Annotated in this window: 17 protein-coding genes and 1 pseudogene; 9 read left to right on the forward strand and 9 right to left on the reverse strand. The window is 73.1% G+C overall.

Annotated elements, in window-relative coordinates; translation table 11 throughout:
• Positions 1-47: 47 nt before the first annotated feature.
• The 4 genes from trxA to ITJ44_RS07670 all read right to left on the reverse strand — a co-directional run bounded on the left by trxA (position 48) and on the right by ITJ44_RS07670 (position 5,606).
• Complete coding sequence (gene trxA, locus ITJ44_RS07655; protein WP_043667755.1) at positions 48-371, reverse strand: thioredoxin; 324 nt, start codon at positions 369-371, stop codon at positions 48-50.
• Between the two features lie 81 nt (positions 372-452).
• The gene (trxB, locus tag ITJ44_RS07660) at positions 453-1,490 is read right to left on the reverse strand and encodes a thioredoxin-disulfide reductase (protein WP_194634296.1); all 1,038 of its coding nucleotides are present in this window, start codon (positions 1,488-1,490) and stop codon (positions 453-455) included.
• 156 nt (positions 1,491-1,646) lie between these two features.
• Entirely contained in the window at positions 1,647-3,278 is a 1,632-nt protein-coding gene (gene murJ, locus ITJ44_RS07665; RefSeq protein WP_194634298.1) for a murein biosynthesis integral membrane protein MurJ, read from the reverse strand.
• A gap of 36 nt (positions 3,279-3,314) precedes the next feature.
• Positions 3,315-5,606: a DUF6049 family protein gene (locus ITJ44_RS07670; RefSeq protein ID WP_194634300.1), complete on the reverse strand. Its 2,292-nt coding sequence runs from the start codon at positions 5,604-5,606 to the stop codon at positions 3,315-3,317.
• A gap of 91 nt (positions 5,607-5,697) precedes the next feature.
• On the opposite strand from ITJ44_RS07670, the gene ITJ44_RS07675 reads away from it, so the two are divergent.
• From ITJ44_RS07675 to dnaB, 6 genes and pseudogenes are all read left to right on the forward strand, one after another.
• Positions 5,698-7,128: a CCA tRNA nucleotidyltransferase gene (locus ITJ44_RS07675; RefSeq protein WP_194634302.1), complete on the forward strand. Its 1,431-nt coding sequence runs from the start codon at positions 5,698-5,700 to the stop codon at positions 7,126-7,128.
• A 184-nt stretch (positions 7,129-7,312) separates the two neighbouring features.
• Positions 7,313-7,657: pseudogene (rpsF, locus tag ITJ44_RS07680) on the forward strand (30S ribosomal protein S6); the annotation flags it as partial.
• A gap of 102 nt (positions 7,658-7,759) precedes the next feature.
• Positions 7,760-8,314 carry a single-stranded DNA-binding protein gene (locus tag ITJ44_RS07685; protein WP_043583663.1) on the forward strand — a complete coding sequence of 185 codons (555 nt, stop codon included), beginning with the start codon at positions 7,760-7,762 and terminating at the stop codon, positions 8,312-8,314.
• 36 nt (positions 8,315-8,350) lie between these two features.
• On the forward strand, positions 8,351-8,614 hold the full coding sequence (gene rpsR, locus ITJ44_RS07690; RefSeq protein WP_012039648.1) for a 30S ribosomal protein S18: 264 nt from the start codon (positions 8,351-8,353) through the stop codon (positions 8,612-8,614).
• A gap of 11 nt (positions 8,615-8,625) precedes the next feature.
• Complete coding sequence (gene rplI / locus ITJ44_RS07695; RefSeq protein WP_012039647.1) at positions 8,626-9,078, forward strand: 50S ribosomal protein L9; 453 nt, start codon at positions 8,626-8,628, stop codon at positions 9,076-9,078.
• A gap of 456 nt (positions 9,079-9,534) precedes the next feature.
• On the forward strand, positions 9,535-10,914 hold the full coding sequence (gene dnaB, locus ITJ44_RS07700; RefSeq protein ID WP_012039646.1) for a replicative DNA helicase: 1,380 nt from the start codon (positions 9,535-9,537) through the stop codon (positions 10,912-10,914).
• Between the two features lie 126 nt (positions 10,915-11,040).
• Here the strand turns inward: dnaB and ITJ44_RS07705 are convergent, their stop codons facing one another.
• From ITJ44_RS07705 to ITJ44_RS07715, 3 genes are all read right to left on the reverse strand, one after another.
• Positions 11,041-11,451, reverse strand: a complete 411-nt coding sequence (locus ITJ44_RS07705) for a CHY zinc finger protein (RefSeq protein ID WP_370551650.1) — start codon at positions 11,449-11,451, stop codon at positions 11,041-11,043.
• A gap of 16 nt (positions 11,452-11,467) precedes the next feature.
• Entirely contained in the window at positions 11,468-13,093 is a 1,626-nt protein-coding gene (locus ITJ44_RS07710; protein WP_079533838.1) for a peptide chain release factor 3, read from the reverse strand.
• A gap of 103 nt (positions 13,094-13,196) precedes the next feature.
• Positions 13,197-13,586 (reverse strand): MerR family transcriptional regulator, encoded by a 390-nt coding sequence (locus tag ITJ44_RS07715; RefSeq protein WP_194634304.1) that lies wholly within the window; start codon positions 13,584-13,586, stop codon positions 13,197-13,199.
• Between the two features lie 236 nt (positions 13,587-13,822).
• Between ITJ44_RS07715 and ITJ44_RS07720 the strand changes: the two genes are divergently transcribed.
• On the forward strand, positions 13,823-15,049 hold the full coding sequence (locus ITJ44_RS07720) for a glycosyltransferase (protein WP_194634306.1): 1,227 nt from the start codon (positions 13,823-13,825) through the stop codon (positions 15,047-15,049).
• A 24-nt stretch (positions 15,050-15,073) separates the two neighbouring features.
• On the opposite strand, the gene ITJ44_RS07725 is transcribed toward ITJ44_RS07720, so the two are convergent.
• Together ITJ44_RS07725 and ppgK are read right to left on the reverse strand one after the other, a co-directional pair.
• Positions 15,074-16,192: a glycerate kinase gene (locus ITJ44_RS07725; protein ID WP_194634308.1), complete on the reverse strand. Its 1,119-nt coding sequence runs from the start codon at positions 16,190-16,192 to the stop codon at positions 15,074-15,076.
• A 92-nt stretch (positions 16,193-16,284) separates the two neighbouring features.
• Positions 16,285-17,169 (reverse strand): polyphosphate--glucose phosphotransferase, encoded by an 885-nt coding sequence (gene ppgK / locus ITJ44_RS07730; RefSeq protein ID WP_194634310.1) that lies wholly within the window; start codon positions 17,167-17,169, stop codon positions 16,285-16,287.
• A gap of 319 nt (positions 17,170-17,488) precedes the next feature.
• Here ppgK and ITJ44_RS07735 point away from each other — a divergent pair, with 319 nt between their 5' ends.
• Positions 17,489-18,163, forward strand: a complete 675-nt coding sequence (locus tag ITJ44_RS07735) for an HdeD family acid-resistance protein (RefSeq protein WP_228494843.1) — start codon at positions 17,489-17,491, stop codon at positions 18,161-18,163.
• Positions 18,164-18,165: 2 nt separating this feature from the next.
• On the forward strand, positions 18,166-18,435 hold the full coding sequence (locus tag ITJ44_RS07740; protein ID WP_194634312.1) for a hypothetical protein: 270 nt from the start codon (positions 18,166-18,168) through the stop codon (positions 18,433-18,435).
• Positions 18,436-18,531 lie beyond the last annotated feature (96 nt).

Below are 18,531 nucleotides of genomic sequence, written 5' to 3' on the forward strand. Positions count from 1 at the left end.
GCCGGGCCCTCCGGTGACGCTCGTCGCCGGTGCGGCGGGAGCGGCGGCTACTTGAGGAAGTCCGCGAACTCCTGCTCGAGGGCCGGCTTCGGCTTCGCGCCGATGACGGTCTTGACGACCTCGCCCTTCTGGAAGACCTTCATGGCCGGGATCGACGTGATCTTGTACTTCATGGCGACCTCGGGGTTGTCGTCCACGTCGATCTTGACGAGCTCGATGCCGGGGTTCTCGGCGGCGATCTGGTCGAGCACGGGGGAGACGGCCTTGCACGGGCCGCACCAGGGCGCCCAGAAGTCGACGATGACGGTCTTCTCGGCGTCGAGGACGTCGGCCTGGAAGCTGGCGTCGGTGACGTCGCGGGAGTGGGACATGAGTGCTCCTTCGTGTGGTTCTGCGGGTCCGGGCGGTTCCCGGATCCTCCGGTGAGGGTGGGCGCGGCGTCGCGCCGGGGACTACGGGAGGTCGGCGCCGACGAGCTCGCCGTCGGGATCCACCGCGCTGCCGGCGGCCGGCGCACCGTGGCCCGCGGGGCCGTCCGGTCCGTCGGATGCCGCGTCGAGCAGCGCATCGGGAAGGGACGCGAGGAAGTGCTCCGCGTCGAGCGCCGCGACGGTGCCCGAAGCGGCCGCGGTGACGGCCTGGCGATAGGTGGGGTCGATGACGTCGCCGGCGGCGAAGACGCCCGGCAGGTTCGTGCGCGACGACCGGCCGTCGACGGCGATGGTGCCCTCGGAGGTCAGCTCCAGCTGCTGGTGGAAGAGGTGCGTGCGCGGGTCGTTGCCGATGGCGATGAAGAGGCCTTCGAGCGCGAGCGGTCGCTGCTCGCCCGTGACGGTGTCCTCGAGGACGACGCCCTCGACCTTCTCGCCACCCGTGATGTCGACCACCTGCGCGTTCCAGACGAACTCGATCTTGGGGTTCTCGAACGCGCGCTCCTGCATGATCTTGGAGGCGCGCAGCGAGTCCTTGCGGTGGATCACGTAGACCTTCTCCGCGAAGCGCGTGAGGAAGGTGGCCTCCTCCATGGCGCTGTCGCCGCCGCCGACGACCGCGATGGTCTTCTGGCGGAAGAAGAAGCCGTCGCACGTCGCGCACCAGGAGACGCCGTGTCCGCTGAAGCGATCCTCCGCGGGGAGGCCGAGCTTGCGGTACGCGGATCCGGTGGCGGCGATGACCGAGAGCGCCTCGTGCACGTCGCCGTTGCCGAGGGTGACGCGCTTGACGTCGCCCGTGAGCTCGACGGAGGTGACGTCGTCGAGGACGACCTCGGTGCCGAAGCGCTCGGCCTGCGCCTGCATCGCCATCATGAGGTCGGGGCCCTGGATGCCGTCGGTGAAGCCGGGGTAGTTCTCGACCTCGGTGGTGTTCATGAGCTCGCCGCCGGCCTCGACCGAGCTCGCGATGAGGAGGGGCGTGAGGTTCGCGCGCGCGGCGTAGATGGCGGCCGTGTATCCGGCCGGACCCGAACCGATGATGATGATCTGACGCACGACGGCTTCTCCTCCACTGCTCGGCGGGGCGCCTCGCCGGCGCCCGCTCACCTCTGCAACAGACCCACGCTAGCGGCTATTCCTCCGCCTCCACCGGGCGGGGGCGCGGGGACATGCAGGCATCCGCGCCCGCCCGGCCGGCGGCGGCGCGAGGGGTCAGCGGCGGCGGATGCGGCGCAGCACGGGCCCGGCGAGCTGCTGCAGCTCCGAGGAGCGCATGGCGGCCAGGGCGGCCAGGTAGACGGCCGTCATGACGGCGGCCAGGGGGATCCCGACGAGGAGCGCCTGCCCCTTCGACGCGACGCCCACGCCCTCGAACGCGCCGCCCGAGATGAGGGCGAGCAGAGCGATGCCCACGAGCGCGGCCGGCACGGCGGCGACGACGAAGCGGACGGCGCTGCGGAGGATGCGGCGCCCGTCGATGCGCCCGATGCGCCGGCGGAGGAGCACAGCGGCCAGCACGGCCTGCCCGGTGACCGTGACGGTCTGCAGCACCGCGAGGCCGACGCCGATCCGCTCGACGGGCTGCTGCGAGATGACGAGCGCGCCGGCGATGAACAGCACGACCTGCGCGCTCTGGATGAGGAACGGCGTGCGCGTGTCCGAGAGGGCGTAGAAGGCGCGCTGCAGCACGAACAGGGTGCTGAACGCTGGCAGGCCGAGGATGAACGCGATGAGGACGTCGCCGTAGCCGCGGACCTCGCCGATGTCGCCCGAGACCATCACGCGCGCCACCGGTCCGGCCAGCACGGCGATGAGCGCGGTGGAGAGCACGGTCATGAGGCCGACGAGCCGGACGGCCGAGGAGAGATCGGCGCGCATGCTGTCGTGATCCCCTTCGCCCGCGTGCGTGCTCATCCGCGTGAAGTAGGCGGTGGCGATGGAGACCGCGAAGATCGAGTGCGGCAGCATGAAGAAGAGCCACGCGTTGAGCAGGATCGTGCTCGACGGGCTGTCCGAGGTGGCCGCGATGTTCGCCACGTTCGACTGCGCGATGCCGGCCAGCTGCGTGACGACGAGCATGCCGAAGGTCCACCCGGCGAGGCGACCCGCGGTGCCGAGGCCGACACCGCGCCACGCGAAGTCGAAGCGGAACCGCAGGCCCACGCGCCGCCAGAAGACGAAGAGGATGAGCGCCTGGGCCACGACGCCGAGGGTCGCGGATCCGGCCAGCACGACGATCTTGTCGATGCTCCAGTCGTCGACCGGACGGCTGCCGGAGCCGAACATGGCCTGGAACACCAGGAGGCCGGCGATGGCGACCACGTTGTTGAGGACCGGCGCCCACGTGAACGGCCCGAAGGACCCCCGGGCGTTCAGCACCTCGCCGAGCACCGCGTAGAGCCCGTAGAAGAGGATCTGCGGCAGGCACCAGTAGGCGAACGCGACGACGAGCGCGAACACGTCCGGCGGCAGGGTGGCGGCGTAGAGGCGCGAGACGACCGGGGCGCCGACGGTCGCGAGGATCGTGACGCCGCCGAGCACGACGATCGCGATGGTGACGAGCTTGTTGATGTAGCCGGCGCCGCCGTCGGCGTGCTTCGCGGCCCGCACGACCTGCGGCACCAGCACGGCGTTGAGGACGCCGCCGGCGATGATCACGTAGATGTTGTTGGGCAGCTGGTTCGCGTTGGAGAACGCGTTGGAGCTGCCGAGGGTGGCGCCGATGGTCTGCAGCAGCACGATGGCCTTGACGAAGCCGAGGATGCGCGACACGAACGTGCCCGACGCGAGCAGGGCGGACGCGCGGCCGATGCCGCCTCCGCGCGGGGCCGGCGTGCCGGTCATGAGGCGCCCGCTCCGGGGGTGCGGGGCGCGATCCGGTCAGTCATCGATCTCCTCGGGCAGGCCGGCGAGCTGCCGGGCGCGGGCGCGACGGCGCTTGCGGATGCTGCGGAACAGGCCGAAGCCGAACAGGAGGGCGACGGCGGTGACGAACAGCGTGGTCACGACGGCCTCGAACCCGGCGCGGATGAAGAGCTCGACGGGCGCGCTGTCGCCGATCTGGACGGAGCCGTCCTCGGTCGTGAGCCGCGCGGTGACGACGATGTCGCCGTTCGAGATGGAGGTGATGGGCGGGCGGGCCGACGCGCTGCCGTGCGCGGGGACCGTGACGAGCGCGGAGTCGTCGACGCGGATCCGGCCGCTGCCCGCGATGATCGACAGGCGCACGGTGACGGGCTGGTCCAGCTCGTTGCTCACGTTGATCAGGAGGCTCGTGGTGTCGCTGATGACGGTGTTCTGGCGGGTGGTGATGGCGACCGAACCCAGCAGCGCGTCGGCCTGGGCGCTGTAACCGTCTTGGACGGTCAGCAGCCCATCCGGATCCTCGCGCCAGCGGTTCGCGAGCGTGGCGAGGAGGAGCATCCGCTGCTGGCCGGTGATGAGCTCGGGACGCTCGACCGCCTTCGTGAAGGCGTCCACCTGGGCCTCGAGCGACATCGCGTCGGCGACGCGCTGGACGCGGGTGGGATCCTCCGGGTGGTCGACGACCTGGAGGGGCACGGGCGTGGTCGCGAACGCCGCACCCAGCGCCGCCGTGTCGGTGAAGGGCAGGGCCTGGATCGCGTCGAGCAGCTGCCCCAGTCGGCCGCCGGATGCCGCCCAGCCGCGCTCCAGTCCCGCGACCACGACGTGGCCGTCGGCCGCACGCGCGTCCGCCGCCAGGGTCGCCGAGAGCTGCGCCAGCGCGATCCCGAACTCCTCGTCCGTCACCGCGGAGAGGGCGCGGTCGACGAGCGCGGAGACCCGGGCGTCCGTCACGAGCACGGAGGTGCCGCCGATCGTCCCGGTGGCGGCCACCGCCGTGGAGCCCGTGGACCGCACGTCGCCGCTCCCGAGGATGGCGGTCGTGGTGCCGCTCGCGGCCAGGACGCCCAGGTCACCCGACGTCACGGTTCCCGCGGCGGGCCAGGAGACGCCGGAGATCGTGTAGTCCCAGGCGGTGAGGTCGGCGAGGCTCGGCACGGGAGCGAGCGCCGGTGCCGTGGGCGTGGGGCTCGGCGCGGGACCGGAGGAGGCGGTGGGCGTCTCGGTGGGGGTCGCGGTCGCGGAACCGGCGACGGACGATCCGCCGTCCGTGTCGCCCGCCGCGGGCGACTGCGTGGCCGAGGGCGTCTGGTTGGGCGTCGAGCTCGGCGCGGGGGTCGACCCCGGGGTGGCGAACCGGCTCGCCCGCACGGCGTAGGTGGCGTCCGTGGGTGCGAGGAGGGTCGCGGCGCCGGCCTGCGCCTGCACGGCGACGTCGGCGTCCGCCCAGGCCAGCGCGAACGTCTCGTTCGGCATCTCGTCGAGCCGTTGCAGCCACTCGACGGCGGATGCGGGCGCCTCGGCGCCGAGGATCCGGATGGACGCGATGATCCTCGGGTCGATGCCCACCGCGACGGGTCGGCCGTAGACGGCGTCGAGCTGGCGCGTGAGCGTCCCCTGCGGGGACGTGTAGGTCGCGAGGGCCTGGGCGTCGACGAAGTCCGAGGCGCTCGGCGGGACGGTGAGCGGCATCACCGCCGTGACGGGCGTGGGCGCCGGATCCGCTCCCGGGCTCCAGACGACCGCCCCGCGGCCGGTCGCGACGTCCGAGCCCCCGGCCTCGAGCTGGGCGGTGAGCCCGCGCGGGCCGAACCCGCCCCGGCTGCCCTGCAGCGCCACGGTCGCCGACGGCACCGTGATGCCCACGTCGACCGTGCCGCCCGCGGGCACCTCCGGGGTGTCGGTGCGGCCGATGCGCGGACCGGTCCGCGTGTTCGCGTCGGTGGCCGCGGTGTCGAGCCAGCCGTCGATCTTGGCGCGGGTGTCGAGGACGGTGCGGTTGAGGTCGAGGTCGATGCGCCCGGCGGGAACGGCGGCCTCCGTCGCGTTGACCACGGAGACGGTGACGGCGAGGTCCTCGCCGGGGGTGAGGATCCCCTCGGCCGCGGGCGTGACGGTGAGCGTCACGCCGTCGGTCGCCGCGTGCGCCGGGGTCGACGGACCCGCGACCGTCCCGGCGGCGAGCGTCCCGGCGGCGACCGTGACGCACACGAGGGTGGAGATCGTGCGCCGAGCGGATCGCCGGATCAGCCGGAGGGCTCTGTCCGTGCGGGTGGGGCCGGCGTCGTGTCGAGGCGCGGCGTGCATCTGGCGATTCTAAATGGCTGGCCCCGCCCGCCCCGTGTGCGCTCGCCGTGGACGCGGATGCCGGTCCCCGCCCGCCGTAGACTGTCCGACCATGCACAGCGTCGCACAGGCCCTCGAGCGTCTCCGCGAGCTGGCCGCATCGCCCCCGGTCGCCGTGCTCGCCCGCGCCTTCCACGAGGCGGGTCACGAGCTCGCCCTCGTCGGCGGACCCGTCCGCGACGCCTTCCTCGGCCGTGCCGCCACCGACCTCGACCTCACCACCGACGCCCGCCCGGACCGCATCCTCGAGATCGTGAAGCCCGTCGCCGACGCCCACTGGGACATCGGCCGCGCGTTCGGCACCATCGGCGCGCGCGTGGAGGGGGAGCAGGTCGAGATCACGACGTACCGCACCGACCAGTACGACGGCGTCTCCCGGAAGCCCGAGGTCGAGTTCGGCTCCTCGCTCGAGGAGGACCTCGTGCGCCGCGACTTCACGGTCAACGCGCTCGCCGTGCGCCTGCCGCAGGTGGTGCTCGTGGACCCGTCCGGCGGCATCGACGACCTCCTCGCGCAGGTGCTCCGCACGCCCGTGGCCCCGGAGGTGTCCTTCGGCGACGACCCGCTCCGCATGATGCGCGCCGTCCGCTTCGCCTCCCAGCTCGGCTTCCGCCTCGACGACGCGGCGCTCGCCGCCATCCGCGACATGGCCCCGCGGATCCTCGACATCTCGGTCGAGCGCGTGAGCGACGAGCTCTCCAAGCTCCTGCGCACCGCCGAGCCGCGCGCCGGGCTCGACCTCCTCGTGGAGGGCGGCCTCGCGGACCACGTGCTGCCGGAGCTCCCCGCGATGAAGCTCGAGGCCGACGAGCACCACCGGCACAAGGACGTCTACCAGCACTCCCTCCAGGTGCTCGACCAGGCCATCGACCACGAGCGCTCCCGCCACCCCGACGCGCCGCCGGACCTCGTCCTCCGCCTCGCCGCGCTCCTCCACGACATCGGCAAGCCGTCCACGCGCCGCCTCGAGCCCGGCGGCGTGGTGACCTTCCACCACCACGACGTGGTCGGATCCAAGATGGCCAAGCGCCGCCTGCGCGCCCTCCGCTTCGACAACGACACGATCGCGTCGGTGTCCCGCCTCGTCGAGCTGCACCTCCGCTTCTTCGGCTACACCGAGGGCGGCTGGACCGACTCCGCCGTCCGCCGCTACGTGCGCGACGCCGGCCCGGAGCTCGAGCGCCTGCACATGCTCACGCGCGCCGACGTCACCACGCAGAACCGCCGCAAGGCCGACCGGCTCGGCTTCGCCTACGACGACCTCGAGGCGCGCATCGCCGAGCTCGCCGAGCAGGAGGAGATGGCGGCCGTGCGCCCGGACCTCGACGGCGAGGCGATCATGCGGATCCTCGACGTGCCGCCCGGCCCCGTCGTCGGCCGCGCCTACCGCTTCCTGCTCGAGCTGCGCCTCGACGAGGGTCCTCTCCCCGAGGAGGAGGCCGAGCGGCGCCTCGTCGCGTGGTGGGCCGCCGAGCGGGCCTGATCCGCGGCGCCGCGTCCCGCGGCCTGGTGCGACCCCTCCCCATCCGGTAGTCTTGCGAGGTTGTCCGCCCGGCAACGGGATTCCCCTGCCCCGCGCGGACAGATGCACATACCCTCCTGTCGCAGATCGTCTGCGACCGTTCAAGTCCGAAGGAGGTGGGTTAGTGACGCATCAGTACGAACTCATGGTGATCCTGGATCCCGAGATCGATGAGCGCACCGTCGCTCCCAGTCTCGACAAGTTCCTCAACGTCATCCGCACCAGCGGGGGCACCGTCGACAACGTCGACGTCTGGGGCCGTCGTCGACTGGCGTACGAGATCAACAAGAAGAACGAGGGCATCTACGCCGTCGTCCAGCTCACCGCCACGAGCGAGGCCACGCAGGAGCTCGACCGCCAGCTCGGTCTGTCCGAGGCCGTCATGCGCACCAAGGTGCTGCGTGCCGAGGAGGCCATGGCCATGGTCGCCTCCGCCCGCAAGCTCGCCGACGAGAAGGCCGCCCGCAAGGCAGCCGCCACGTCCAAGGCCGCAGACGCCGCGCCCCAGGCGCCCGCCACGGATGCCGCTCCCGCGACGCCCGGCAAGCCGGCAGCCCAGGCTGCTTCCAGCGAGAAGACCGGGGAGTAGTCGATGGCCGGCGAAACCATCATCACGGTCGTGGGCAACCTCACCAGTGATCCGGAGCTGCGGTACACGCAGAACGGGCTGGCGGTAGCCAACTTCACCATCGCCTCCACGCCGAGGTCCTTCGACCGCGCGAGCAACGACTGGAAGGACGGCGACGCCCTCTTCCTCCGTGCGAGCGTGTGGCGCGAGTTCGCCGAGCACGTGGCGTCCTCGCTCACGAAGGGCTCGCGTGTCGTCGCGACCGGCCGCCTCAAGCAGCGGTCGTACGAGACGAAGGAGGGCGAGAAGCGCACCTCCATCGAGCTCGAGGTCGACGAGATCGGCCCCTCGCTCCGCTACGCGACCGCTCAGGTCACGCGCGCGGCCGGCGGCGGCGGCAACGGCGGCGGGGGCAACTCCGGCGGCGGTGGCCGTGGCCAGTTCGGCGGCGGACAGCCCCAGCAGCAGCAGGTGGCCGAGGAGCCGTGGGGCACTCCCGCGAGCTCCGGCGGCAACTCCGGCGGCGGCGACGGCGGCTGGTCCAACCCCGGCAACTTCAACGACGAGACGCCCTTCTAGGGCTCGTCGCACTACGTACGAAAGACAGGAAGAATCATGGCTGGAAAGAGCAGCGGCGACCGCCGCAAGCCTCTCCGCGGAGCCAAGGGCGGCAAGAACGCCGCCCCGGCGAAGTCCATCCGCGTCGGCGTCATCGACTACAAGGATGTCGCCACCCTCCGCAAGTTCATCTCCGAGCGGGGAAAGATCCGCGCTCGTCGCATCACCGGTGTCTCGGTGCAGGAGCAGCGCCTCATCGCGCGCGCAGTCAAGAACGCGCGTGAGATGGCACTTCTCCCCTACGCCGGCTCTGGCCGTTAAGGGGTAATGGAATGTCGAAAGTGATCCTCACGACCGAGGTCTCCGGCCTCGGTTCCCCCGGCGACGTCGTCGAGGTCAAGAACGGGTTCTCCCGCAACTACCTCGTCCCCCAGGGCTTCGCGGTCATCTGGAGCCGTGGCGGCGAGAAGCAGATCGAGCAGATCAAGGCAGCGCGTGCCGCTCGCGAGCACGCGACCATCGAGGAGGCGCAGGACCTCAAGAGCCGCCTCGAGGCCAAGATCGTCAAGCTGACCGTCAAGGCCGGCCAGGGCGGGCGCCTCTTCGGCTCCGTCAAGACGTCCGACATCGCCAAGGCGGTCGAGGAGTCCGGCATCGGCCAGGTCGACAAGCGCAAGATCGAGATCCCCAACGCCATCAAGGCCACGGGGAACCACGAGGCCACGATCCGGCTCCGTGACGACATCGTCGCCACGATCAGCCTGCAGGTCGTCGCCGCGAAGTAACGCAGCACGAGGACGATGGCGGTGGGCTCTCCGAGCCCGCCGCCATCGGCGGTTAACCAGCCGGTCAGAGGGCACTGGATCCCCACCCCCATCCACAGGCGATCCTCTAGCAGAAGAACTCTCAAGCCCTGGTGCAGACTAGTTTTCCCACATCGAGTGTGGAACTCAGGATCCCTGGTCAGAGCAGGATTACTCGACGAAATACGTGAGTAGTGCACAGGCTTGTCCCCAGGTAGTCCACACGAACCGCGGCGTTTCGCCCACTTTGTCCACACCTCCGTCCACAGGGGCATTTGGTGCCGCAGGGGGTCCGTCCATATCGTGGGGCAGCGCCCGGCGAACGGGCCGCGACGGGCCATCCAGGAGCCCGGCCGACGCCCTCTCGAGCCGTGTCGGTGGTCCGAGCTAGAACGGTCGTGCGGGCGCATCCGCCCAGCCGACCGAGGGGAGTCGCACGTGTCCATCGCCCATCTGGGTCTCGCCGGCGAACGGGACGAGCGCGACAAGCGCGCGGGTCACGAGCGCACGCCGCCGCACGACCTCCTCGCCGAGCAGAGCGCCATCGGCGGCATGCTCCTCAGCAAGGACGCCGTGGCCGACGCGGTCGAGCAGGTGCGGGCGATCGACTTCTACATCCCCAAGCACGAGATCATCTTCGACGCGATCCTGTCGCTGTACTCGCACGGCGAGCCGACGGACGTCATCGCGGTCACGGACGAGCTCACGAAGCTCGGCGAGCTGAGCCGCGCCGGCGGGGCCGACTACCTGCACACGCTCACGAGCGTCGTGCCCACGGCCGCCAACGCCGGCTTCTACGCGTCCATCGTCGCCGAGAAGGCCGTGCTGCGCCGCCTGGTCGAGGCCGGCACCCGCATCGTGCAGATGGGATACGCCAGCGAGGGAGAGGTCGTCGACCTCGTCAACAACGCGCAGGCGGAGATCTACGGCGTCACGGGCGGCGTGGAGGCCGAGGACTACGTGCCGCTCACCGACGCGGTCACGGTCGCGATCGACGAGATCGAGGCCGCGAAGGGCAAGGACGGGCAGATGACCGGCGTGCCCACGGGCTTCGCCGACCTCGACGCGCTCACCAACGGACTGCACCCCGGGCAGCTCATCATCGTCGCGGCCCGCCCCGCGCTCGGCAAGTCCACGCTCGCGCTCGACTTCGCGCGGGCCGCGAGCATCAAGTACGACATGCCGTCCATCTTCTTCAGCCTCGAGATGGGGCGCAGCGAGATCGCCATGCGCCTCCTGTCCGCCGAGGCGTCCGTGCCGCTGCAGAGCATGCGCAAGGGCACCGTGGACGCGCGGGACTGGACGACCATCGCGCAGACCCGCGGCCGCATCAACGACGCTCCGCTCTACATCGACGACAGCCCGAACATGACGCTCGTGGAGATCCGGGCGAAGTGCCGTCGCCTCAAGCAGAAGGTCGGCCTCAAGCTCGTGGTCATCGACTACCTGCAGCTCATGACGAGCGGCAAGAAGGTCGAGTCGCGCCAGCAGGAGGTCTCGGAGTTCTCGCGCGCGCTCAAGCTCATGGCGAAGGAGCTGCAGGTGCCGGTCATCGCGCTGTCGCAGCTGAACCGCGGCCCCGAGCAGCGCGCCGACAAGATGCCGGCCATCTCCGACCTCCGCGAGTCCGGCTCGCTCGAGCAGGACGCCGACATGGTCATCCTGCTGCACCGCGAGAGCGCCTACGAGAAGGACAACCCGCGCGCGGGCGAGGCCGACTTCATCGTCGCCAAGCACCGCAACGGTCCGACGGGCACCATCACCGTCGGCTTCCACGGGCACTTCTCGCGCTTCGCGGACATGCCCGCGGGCGGGTAGCGGGCGCGAGGATCGCACGCGGCCCACGGCGCTCCGCGCGGCGCCGGGCTGGCCGCGCGGCGCCGGGCGGGCCGCCCGGCATGACCACGGCGGCGCGCCCGCCGAGAGCCCGGGGGGGGACCGTCGTCAGGGCGCGAAGTAGAGGTGCGCGTGCGCCGCGCACCCGGGGTTGAAGGGGGCGCCGCACGTCGGGCAGGCATCCGTGGCCAGGTACTCGGGAACGCTCATGGTGGTGCGGCAGACACCGCAGAGCGCGGCCGGGAGGTGGTGTTCTGCGCGCGGGATCACCTGGAGCGGGTGGTCGGCGACGGCCGCGTGGCAGAGGTGGCAGGGGTACCACGCGTCGCAGCAGGGGGCGCGGAGGGCGACCACGTCGAGCGCCGAGCCGTAGTGCACGCATCGGGTCTCCGCGTCGATCGCGGGTCCGCGGACGGGGAGCGTGGACGCATCCGGGAAAGGGGCGTCCGGCTTCGCCACCGGGCTCGCCGCATCCGCGGCATGAGGCGACGCGGCCTCGTGACCTGCTGAGGGGGTCACGCGCAGATCCGCGTGATCACGCGTCCGGCAGGGCCGTCGCGGCGTCGACGAGGGTGAGCTCGGGGCTGTCGCGCTGGATCGCCTTGAGGCGCCACGGCGTGGTGATCAGCGCGATGTGCGTGCCGTCGGACCGGACCAGCACCTCGACGCCGATGGTCTTCGCGAGGGCGGGCGCGGAGGCCGCGTCGGTGATCCGGGCCACCTGGTACTCGAGCGGCTCCATGCGCAGCGGCGCGCGGAACTCGTTCGTCATGCGCTCGACGACGACCTCGAACTGCATGGGGCCGACGGCGCCGAGGACGGGGGCCTGGTCGCCGCGCAGGTCGGAACGCATCACCTGGATCACGCCCTCGTGGTCGAGCTGCTCGATGCCCTTGCGGAACTGCTTGTGCGTGCTCGTGTCCTTCGAGCGGACCACGCGGAAGAGCTCGGGCGCGAACTGCGGCAGGCGCGGGAAGGTGACGGGCGCGCCGTCGAAGAGCGTGTCGCCGACGCGGATGTTGGACGCGTTGACGAGGCCGACGACATCGCCGGGGTAGGCGTCGTCGACGGTGGAGCGCTCGCGGCCGAACAGCTGCTGGGCGTACTTGGTGACGAAAGGCCGGCCGGTCTGGGCGTGGGTCACCGTCATGCCGCGGTGGAAGACGCCCGAGCAGATCCGCATGAACGCGAGGCGGTCGCGGTGCGCGGTGTTCATGCCCGACTGCACCTTGAAGACGAAGCCGGAGAAGTCCTCCTCGACGGGACGCGTGCGGTCCTGCTCGTCCGGCCGGGGCTGGGCCGCGGGCGCGATGGCGTCGAGCGCGTCGAGGATGTGGGTCACGCCGAAGTTGAGCACCGCCGCCGCGAAGAGCACGGGCGTGGTGCGACGGGCGAGGAACGACTCCTCGTCGTGGTCCTGGCCCTCCTCGTGGAGGAGCTCGCTCTCCTCGACGGCGTTCGTCCACGCCGATCCGGCCGCGGCCAGCGCCTCGTCCGGCGACATGCGCGTCTCGGGGGCGATGCTCGCGCCGCCGGCCGTGCGGGTGAAGTGCACGCACTCGCCCGTGGAGCGGTCCACGACGCCGAAGAACGCGCCCGATTCGCCGACGGGCCACGTGAGCGGCGTGGGGAGGAGGCCCGTGCGCTCCTTGATCTCATCCATGAGGTCGAGGGGCTCGCGGCCCGGGCGGTCCCACTTGTTGATGACCGTGATGATCGGGATGCGGCGCTGGCGGCACACCTCGAACAGCTTCATGGTCTGGGTCTCGAGGCCGCGGGAGGCGTCGACGAGCATGATGGCGGCGTCCACCGCGGAGAGCACGCGGTAGGTGTCCTCGGAGAAGTCGGCGTGACCGGGGGTGTCGACGACGTTCATGACGGTGTCGCGGTGGGTGAACTGGATCGCGGCGGAGCTGACCGAGATGCCGCGCTCCTTCTCCATGTCCATCCAGTCGGAGACCGTGGACTTGCGGCCCTGCTTGCCGTGCACGGCGCCCGCGGACCCGATGGCGTGCGCGTGCAGCAGCAGCGCCTCGGTGAGCGTGGACTTGCCCGCATCGGGGTGGGAGATGACGGCGAAGGTGCGACGGCGGGACGCCTCGCGCAGCACGGGGGAGGCGGAGGCCGAGGCGGGCGCGCGGGGAGGGGTGATGGTCGACACCTCCCCATGGTACGAGGCCGTCCCGTGAGGGTCCGCGTCGGGCCGGGCGCGCGGGCCCCGGGTCAGGGCCCCGGGTCAGGTCGCCCGGGTCAGGTCGCCCGGGTCAGCGCGCCCGGAGGCGGTCGAGGAACTCGTCGGCCATGGCGAGGTGCTCGGCGAGGCGGCGGCGGCGCTCCTCCGCGTCGACGACGAACGCGGCGAGATCCGCCCGCAGCGCGGTCGTGTCGTCACCCGGGTCGGCGGCGTCGAGGGCGTTCGTGACCTCGAGCAGGCGCATCATCTCCTCGAGCGAGAAGCCGAGCGGCTTCATCCGGCGGATGAGCAGCAGGCGCTCGAGGTCCTCGGCGGTGTAGAGGCGGAAGCCCCCCTCGGAGCGGCCGGACGGGCGCAGGAGACCGGTCTCGTCGTAGTGGCGGAGCGTGCGGTGCGACATGCCGGTGCGCTCGGCGAGCTCGCCGATCTGCATGGTCGCCGGGCCGGCGGGTCGCGTCATGCGGGCCTCCAGACGGGCTCTCCCCCGGCAGGGGAGGGGTGCGGGTTGCGGACGGGCGACCGCATCCGCCCATTGTCGCCGATCGGGGGCGCCCGGCACCCGCCCCCGTCCGGGCGGCGTCGCGGGGAGGACAGGGGCGGCGTGGCGGATGTCGCGGCGGACGGCCGGATGGCGCGCCGCGCGGACCGGCGTCGCTCCGGCGAGCGTGCGCGGGCGTCGCTCGTAGGATCGGGCGCATGAGGATCGCGTTCGTCTCGCTGCACACGTCCCCGATCCAGAAGCCCAGCACAGGCGACGCCGGCGGGCTCAACGTCTACCTGCTGGAGCTGGCGCGGAGCCTCGGCAGGCAGGGGCACGAGGTGCAGCTGATCACGCGCGCCACGGATCCGGCTGACCCCGCTGCGCTCCCCGTCGCGCCGGGCGTCGAGCTCCTCGCGCTGCGGGCCGGGCCGACGGGGCCGATCGCCAAGGAGGACCTGCCCGGGATCACCGACGCCTTCGCCGTGGCGCTCGCCGCGCTGCCGCCGGCGGACGTCGTGCACGCGCACTACTGGCTCTCCGCCGTCGCGGCGCTGCCGGTGGCGCGCGCGTGGGGCGTGCCGCACGTGCTGACGCTGCACTCGGTCTCCGCGGGCAAGAACCGCCGGCTCGTGGCGGGGGACACCCCGGAGCCGGCGTCCCGGCTCGCGGACGAGGGGCGGCTCGTGCGCGCGTCCGACCTGGTGGTGGCGTCCGCGGAGTCGGAGAGGCGGCTGCTCGTGGAGGCCTACGACGCGGATCCCGCCGCGGTGCACGTCGTGGCGCCGGGCGTGGAGGAGGCGTTCCTGCGGGAGCCGTCGGGCCGCGACGGAGGCGGGCGGGTGCGCATCGTGCTGCTCGGGCGGATCCAGCCGCTCAAGGGCCAGGACGTCGCGCTGCGGGCGCTCGCCCTGCTGGATCCCGCGACCCGGCCGCTGCTCGTGATCGCCGGCGGGGTCTCGCCCGGCCGGGACGCCTACGCGGCGAGCCTGCACGCGCTCGTCGGCTCGCTCGGCCTCGAGGACGACGTCGTCTTCACGGGCCCGCTCGACCGGGCCGGGACCGCGCGGACGCTCGCCGGCGCGCACCTCGCGCTCATGCCGTCGGCGGCGGAGACCTACGGGCTCGTGGCGCTCGAGGCGGCCGCGTGCGGCACGCCCGTCGTCGCGTCGCGGACCGAGGGGCTCGTCGACTCGGTGCGGGACGGCGTGAGCGGCGTGTTCGTGCCGTCGCGGGATCCCGCCGACTGGGCCCGCGCGATCCGCGACCTGCTGGCCGACCCGCCCGCGCTGGCGCGACTGTCGGCGTCGGCGCGCGAGCACGCGTCCCGACGCACGTGGGACGTCGCGGCGGCCGACGTGGCGGAGGAGTACCGGGCGCTGCGGGAGCGCGGAGCGGCGGGAGGCGCGCGTCACGCGGATCCGGTCGCGGGCGCGCCGTCCTGAGCCCGGGCGATCAGCCCGCCGGCCTCAGCCCATCCACTCCCCACCGCGCGCCACGTCCTCGGCGGCGCGCTCGAGCCAGGTCACGGCGTCCGCGCGCGCTGCCTCGGCGGATCCGGCGAGGTCCGTGAGGGAGCGCACGGCCGCGAACCCGTCGGTGGGGGCGTCCACCGCGCCGGCCACGAGGATCGCCGCGGTCGCGTGCGCCCGGGCCAGGTCGAGCACGCGCGAGGCCACCTTGCCCGTCCGCGACTGCGCATCGAAGCGGCCCTCGCCCGTGATCACCACGTCGGCGTCGGCGATGAGGGCGGCGAGGCCGATCGCGTCGGCCACTCCGGCGGATCCGGATCCCCCGACCGCGCCCCACGCGAGGAGACCGGCGGCCGTGCCGCCCGCCGCGCCGGCGCCCGCGATGGCCGGATCCACGCCGAGGAGCCCGCCGAGGTGCGCCAGGCCGGCGTCGAGCGCGAGGATCCGGGTCGGTGTCGCGCCCTTCTGCGGGCCGTAGACGGCGGCCGCGCCCCCGGGCCCGGTGAGGGGAGCGCGGACGTCGCCGAGGATCCGGGCACCGCCCGCCGGCAGCGCCCGCATCCCGGAGAGGTCGACCGACGCGATGCTCGTGAGCGCGCCGCCACCGTCGTCGTCGGCCGGGGAGCCGTCGGCGCGCGCGAACCGGGCGCCCAGCTCCCGGAGCGCGCCCACGCCGCCGTCCGTCGAGGAGCTGCCGCCGAGCGCGAGCAGCAGGCGGGTGACGCCGGCGTCGAGCGCCGCGCGGATCGCCTGGCCGAAGCCGCGGGTGTGGGCGGCGAGCGGGCGGAGCGGATCCAGCAGCGTGATCCCGCTCGTCGACGCGACCTCCACGACGGCCGTGCCGTCGGGCAGGAGGAGCCAGTGCGCGTCGACCGGCCGGTCGTCGGGTCCCGTGACGCGGACGGGGACGCGGCGCGCTCCCGGGACGGCCGCCGCGAGCACGTCGAGCGTGCCCTGCCCGCCGTCGGCCATGGGCGCGACGACCACGTGGTCGCCGGGGCGCGCGTGGATCCAGCCGCGGCGGAGGGCGTCGGCGGCCTCGACGGCGGTGGCGGATCCGGTGAGCGAGTCGGGCGACATGACGACGCGCAGCGGGCGGGGAGCGGCGGTGCTCATGCCGCCAGTCTGCCGGACGGGGAGGACGGGCCGGCGGGCGACCGGAGCCGTTGGGGGGAGCCCCGAGGCCTCCCCGCCGTCGCGTCACCCGATCAGTCGGGCGCGACGCCCTCCCGGTGGGCGAGCAGCGCCGCGCCGACCAGCCCGGCGTCGTTGCCCCGGCTGGCCGCGATGATCTCCGTGTCGAGGCGCAGGAAGCCCGCGAACCGCGCGAACTCGTGCGCCGCGGCACCGCCCACGACGATGAGGTCGGGCGACATGATCGCCTCGAGGTGCCGGTAGTACAGCTCCAGCCGGGCCGCCCAGGTCTCGAAGGTGAGCCCCTCGCGTCGCACCGCGGAGAACGCGGCCTGCATCTCGTAGTCGCCGCCGTCGATGTGGACGTGGCCGAGCTCGCTGTTCGGGATCAGCGTCCCGTCGTGCAGGAGCGCCGTGCCGATGCCGGTGCCGAGCGTCGTGAGGATCACCAGGCCGCCGCGGCCCTGCAGCACGCCGTACTCGAGCTCCGCCACCCCCGCGGCGTCGGCGTCGTTGACGGTGAGGACGTCGATCCCGCTGCGCTCGCGGATGGCGGTGCGCGCGTCCATCCCGAGCCAGCGGTCGGAGATGTGGGCCGAGGAGCGCACGATGCCGTTCCGCACGATGCCGGGGACGCCGACGCCCACGGGCAGGTCCTCGTCCGGCGTCAGCTCCAGCACGATCTCGGCGATCACGTCCGCGATGTCCTCGGGCTCGCCCCCCACCGGCTTCGCCACGGTCATGCGCTCGGTGAGGCGGATCCCCGTGGTGACGTCGACGATGCCCGCCTTGAGCGTCGTGCCGCCGATGTCGATGCCGAGCGCCAGCCGGTCGCGCCGTGCGAGGGCAGCCTCCGCGCCCTCGGGGGCGGCGACGACGGCGCGGTCGACGGGGATGAAGCCGAGGGCCGCCCGGCCGTCGTCGGAGGGGTGCCGCGGCGCGGTCTCGGGCTGGGGCACGGCGGGGCCTCTCGGTTGCGGGTTGCGGGGCGCGGCTGCGCGGGGTTCGGAGCGGCAGATCGAGCGGACCCGATGCGCGGATCCCCGGCCGTCGGCCGCGGTGCCGCCGCGCGTCAGAACGCCCGGTTCGCGTAGACGATCCCGCAGGCCACGCCCACGGCGCAGACGACCGCGAGCCCGACGACCGCACCGGCCGCCGCGGCGGCCAGACGGGGGAGGGGACTCGTCACGCCCCGAGCCTAGGCCAGCGCGCCGTGGCCGTGATCGCGGGCCCCGGCCGAGCATCCGCCCAGGAACCCACCGAGTAGGCTGGGCCCCGATGGAGAGAGAGGCTGCCGTGTCCGAGGACGAGCTGACGTTCCGGGCGGCGTACTGGCCCGTGCTCCTCCTGCGCGCACTGCCCGCCCTGGCGCTCGCCGCGTTCATCACCTTCTCCAGCGACCACTCGCCGGCCCTCGGCCTCGTGGCGTTCGGCGTCTTCGCGATCCTCTCCGGCCTCATCACCGCGGGCCTCGGCGCCCGCGCCCTCCGCGGCCCCGCCGCGCGCCTGCGCACGAGCGCCGTCGTCCAGGGCGCGCTCACGGTCGTGGCCGGCATCGCGGCGCTGCTCGCCCGGGACGGGGGCGTGCTCGTCCTCCTCTACGCCGTCAGCGTCTGGGCCGTCGTCACCGGCTTCCTGGAGCTCGTCGCCGGCCTGCGGTCGCGCGGCCGCGTGCCCGGCGCCACGGACGCGATCACGGCCGGCGCGCTCACCGTCGTCCTCGCTGTCGCCTTCCTCCTGGTGCCGCCGGACCTCGTGGTCCAGTACGGCGGGGTCGAGCAGCGCGAGGGCCAGCTCACCGCGCCCGTCGTGGCGGTCGGCCTCCTGGGCGCGTACGCGGCGATCGTCGGGGTCTTCCTGGTCATCGCCGCCCTGAGCATGAAATGGGGCACCTCCACGCCCACCGCGACCTCCGCGGCGGACGCCCCCCGGACCACCGAGAGCGCGAGCTGACCGTGACTTCCAACATCCGCAAGGACCGCATGCGCCCCGCCGAGCTGCTCGGCATCGCCGCGGCCCTCGCCGCGTTCGTCGGCCTCATCGTGGGGCTCAGCACTCGGCCCGCCGACGCGCAGGGGTGGACGGTCGTGGTCGTCTTCACGGGCGTGGCGTTCATCGGCGCCCTCGTGATGCTCGCCATGCTCGCCCTGTCCTTCAAGCCGAACCGCGACGAGCTGCAGGACATGGACGACCAGGACCACCCGGATCGGCCGACGCGGCACTGATCCGGCGGGACCCGCTGCGCCCGGATCCGCCCGCGGTCGACCTGTTCCGCTGAGCGGCGTCAGGAGCCCCGCCTCGACGGGGATCCCGGTGCTCGT

The organism is Clavibacter sp. VKM Ac-2873 (assembly GCF_015351075.1).
Classification (GTDB): domain Bacteria; phylum Actinomycetota; class Actinomycetes; order Actinomycetales; family Microbacteriaceae; genus Clavibacter.

What these genes read in the sequence shown, in the direction of transcription:
- trxA (WP_043667755.1), bottom strand. Translation starts at nt 371, where the DNA reads ATGTCCCACTCCCGCGACGTCACCGACGCCAGCTTCCAGGCCGACGTC.
- murJ (WP_194634298.1), bottom strand. Translation starts at nt 3,278, where the DNA reads ATGACCGGCACGCCGGCCCCGCGCGGAGGCGGCATCGGCCGCGCGTCC.
- ITJ44_RS07670 (WP_194634300.1), bottom strand. Translation starts at nt 5,606, where the DNA reads ATGCACGCCGCGCCTCGACACGACGCCGGCCCCACCCGCACGGACAGA.
- ITJ44_RS07675 (WP_194634302.1), top strand. Translation starts at nt 5,698, where the DNA reads ATGCACAGCGTCGCACAGGCCCTCGAGCGTCTCCGCGAGCTGGCCGCA.
- ITJ44_RS07685 (WP_043583663.1), top strand. Translation starts at nt 7,760, where the DNA reads ATGGCCGGCGAAACCATCATCACGGTCGTGGGCAACCTCACCAGTGAT.
- rpsR (WP_012039648.1), top strand. Translation starts at nt 8,351, where the DNA reads ATGGCTGGAAAGAGCAGCGGCGACCGCCGCAAGCCTCTCCGCGGAGCC.
- rplI (WP_012039647.1), top strand. Translation starts at nt 8,626, where the DNA reads ATGTCGAAAGTGATCCTCACGACCGAGGTCTCCGGCCTCGGTTCCCCC.
- ITJ44_RS07715 (WP_194634304.1), bottom strand. Translation starts at nt 13,586, where the DNA reads ATGACGCGACCCGCCGGCCCGGCGACCATGCAGATCGGCGAGCTCGCC.
- ITJ44_RS07720 (WP_194634306.1), top strand. Translation starts at nt 13,823, where the DNA reads ATGAGGATCGCGTTCGTCTCGCTGCACACGTCCCCGATCCAGAAGCCC.
- ITJ44_RS07725 (WP_194634308.1), bottom strand. Translation starts at nt 16,192, where the DNA reads ATGAGCACCGCCGCTCCCCGCCCGCTGCGCGTCGTCATGTCGCCCGAC.
- ITJ44_RS07735 (WP_228494843.1), top strand. Translation starts at nt 17,489, where the DNA reads ATGGAGAGAGAGGCTGCCGTGTCCGAGGACGAGCTGACGTTCCGGGCG.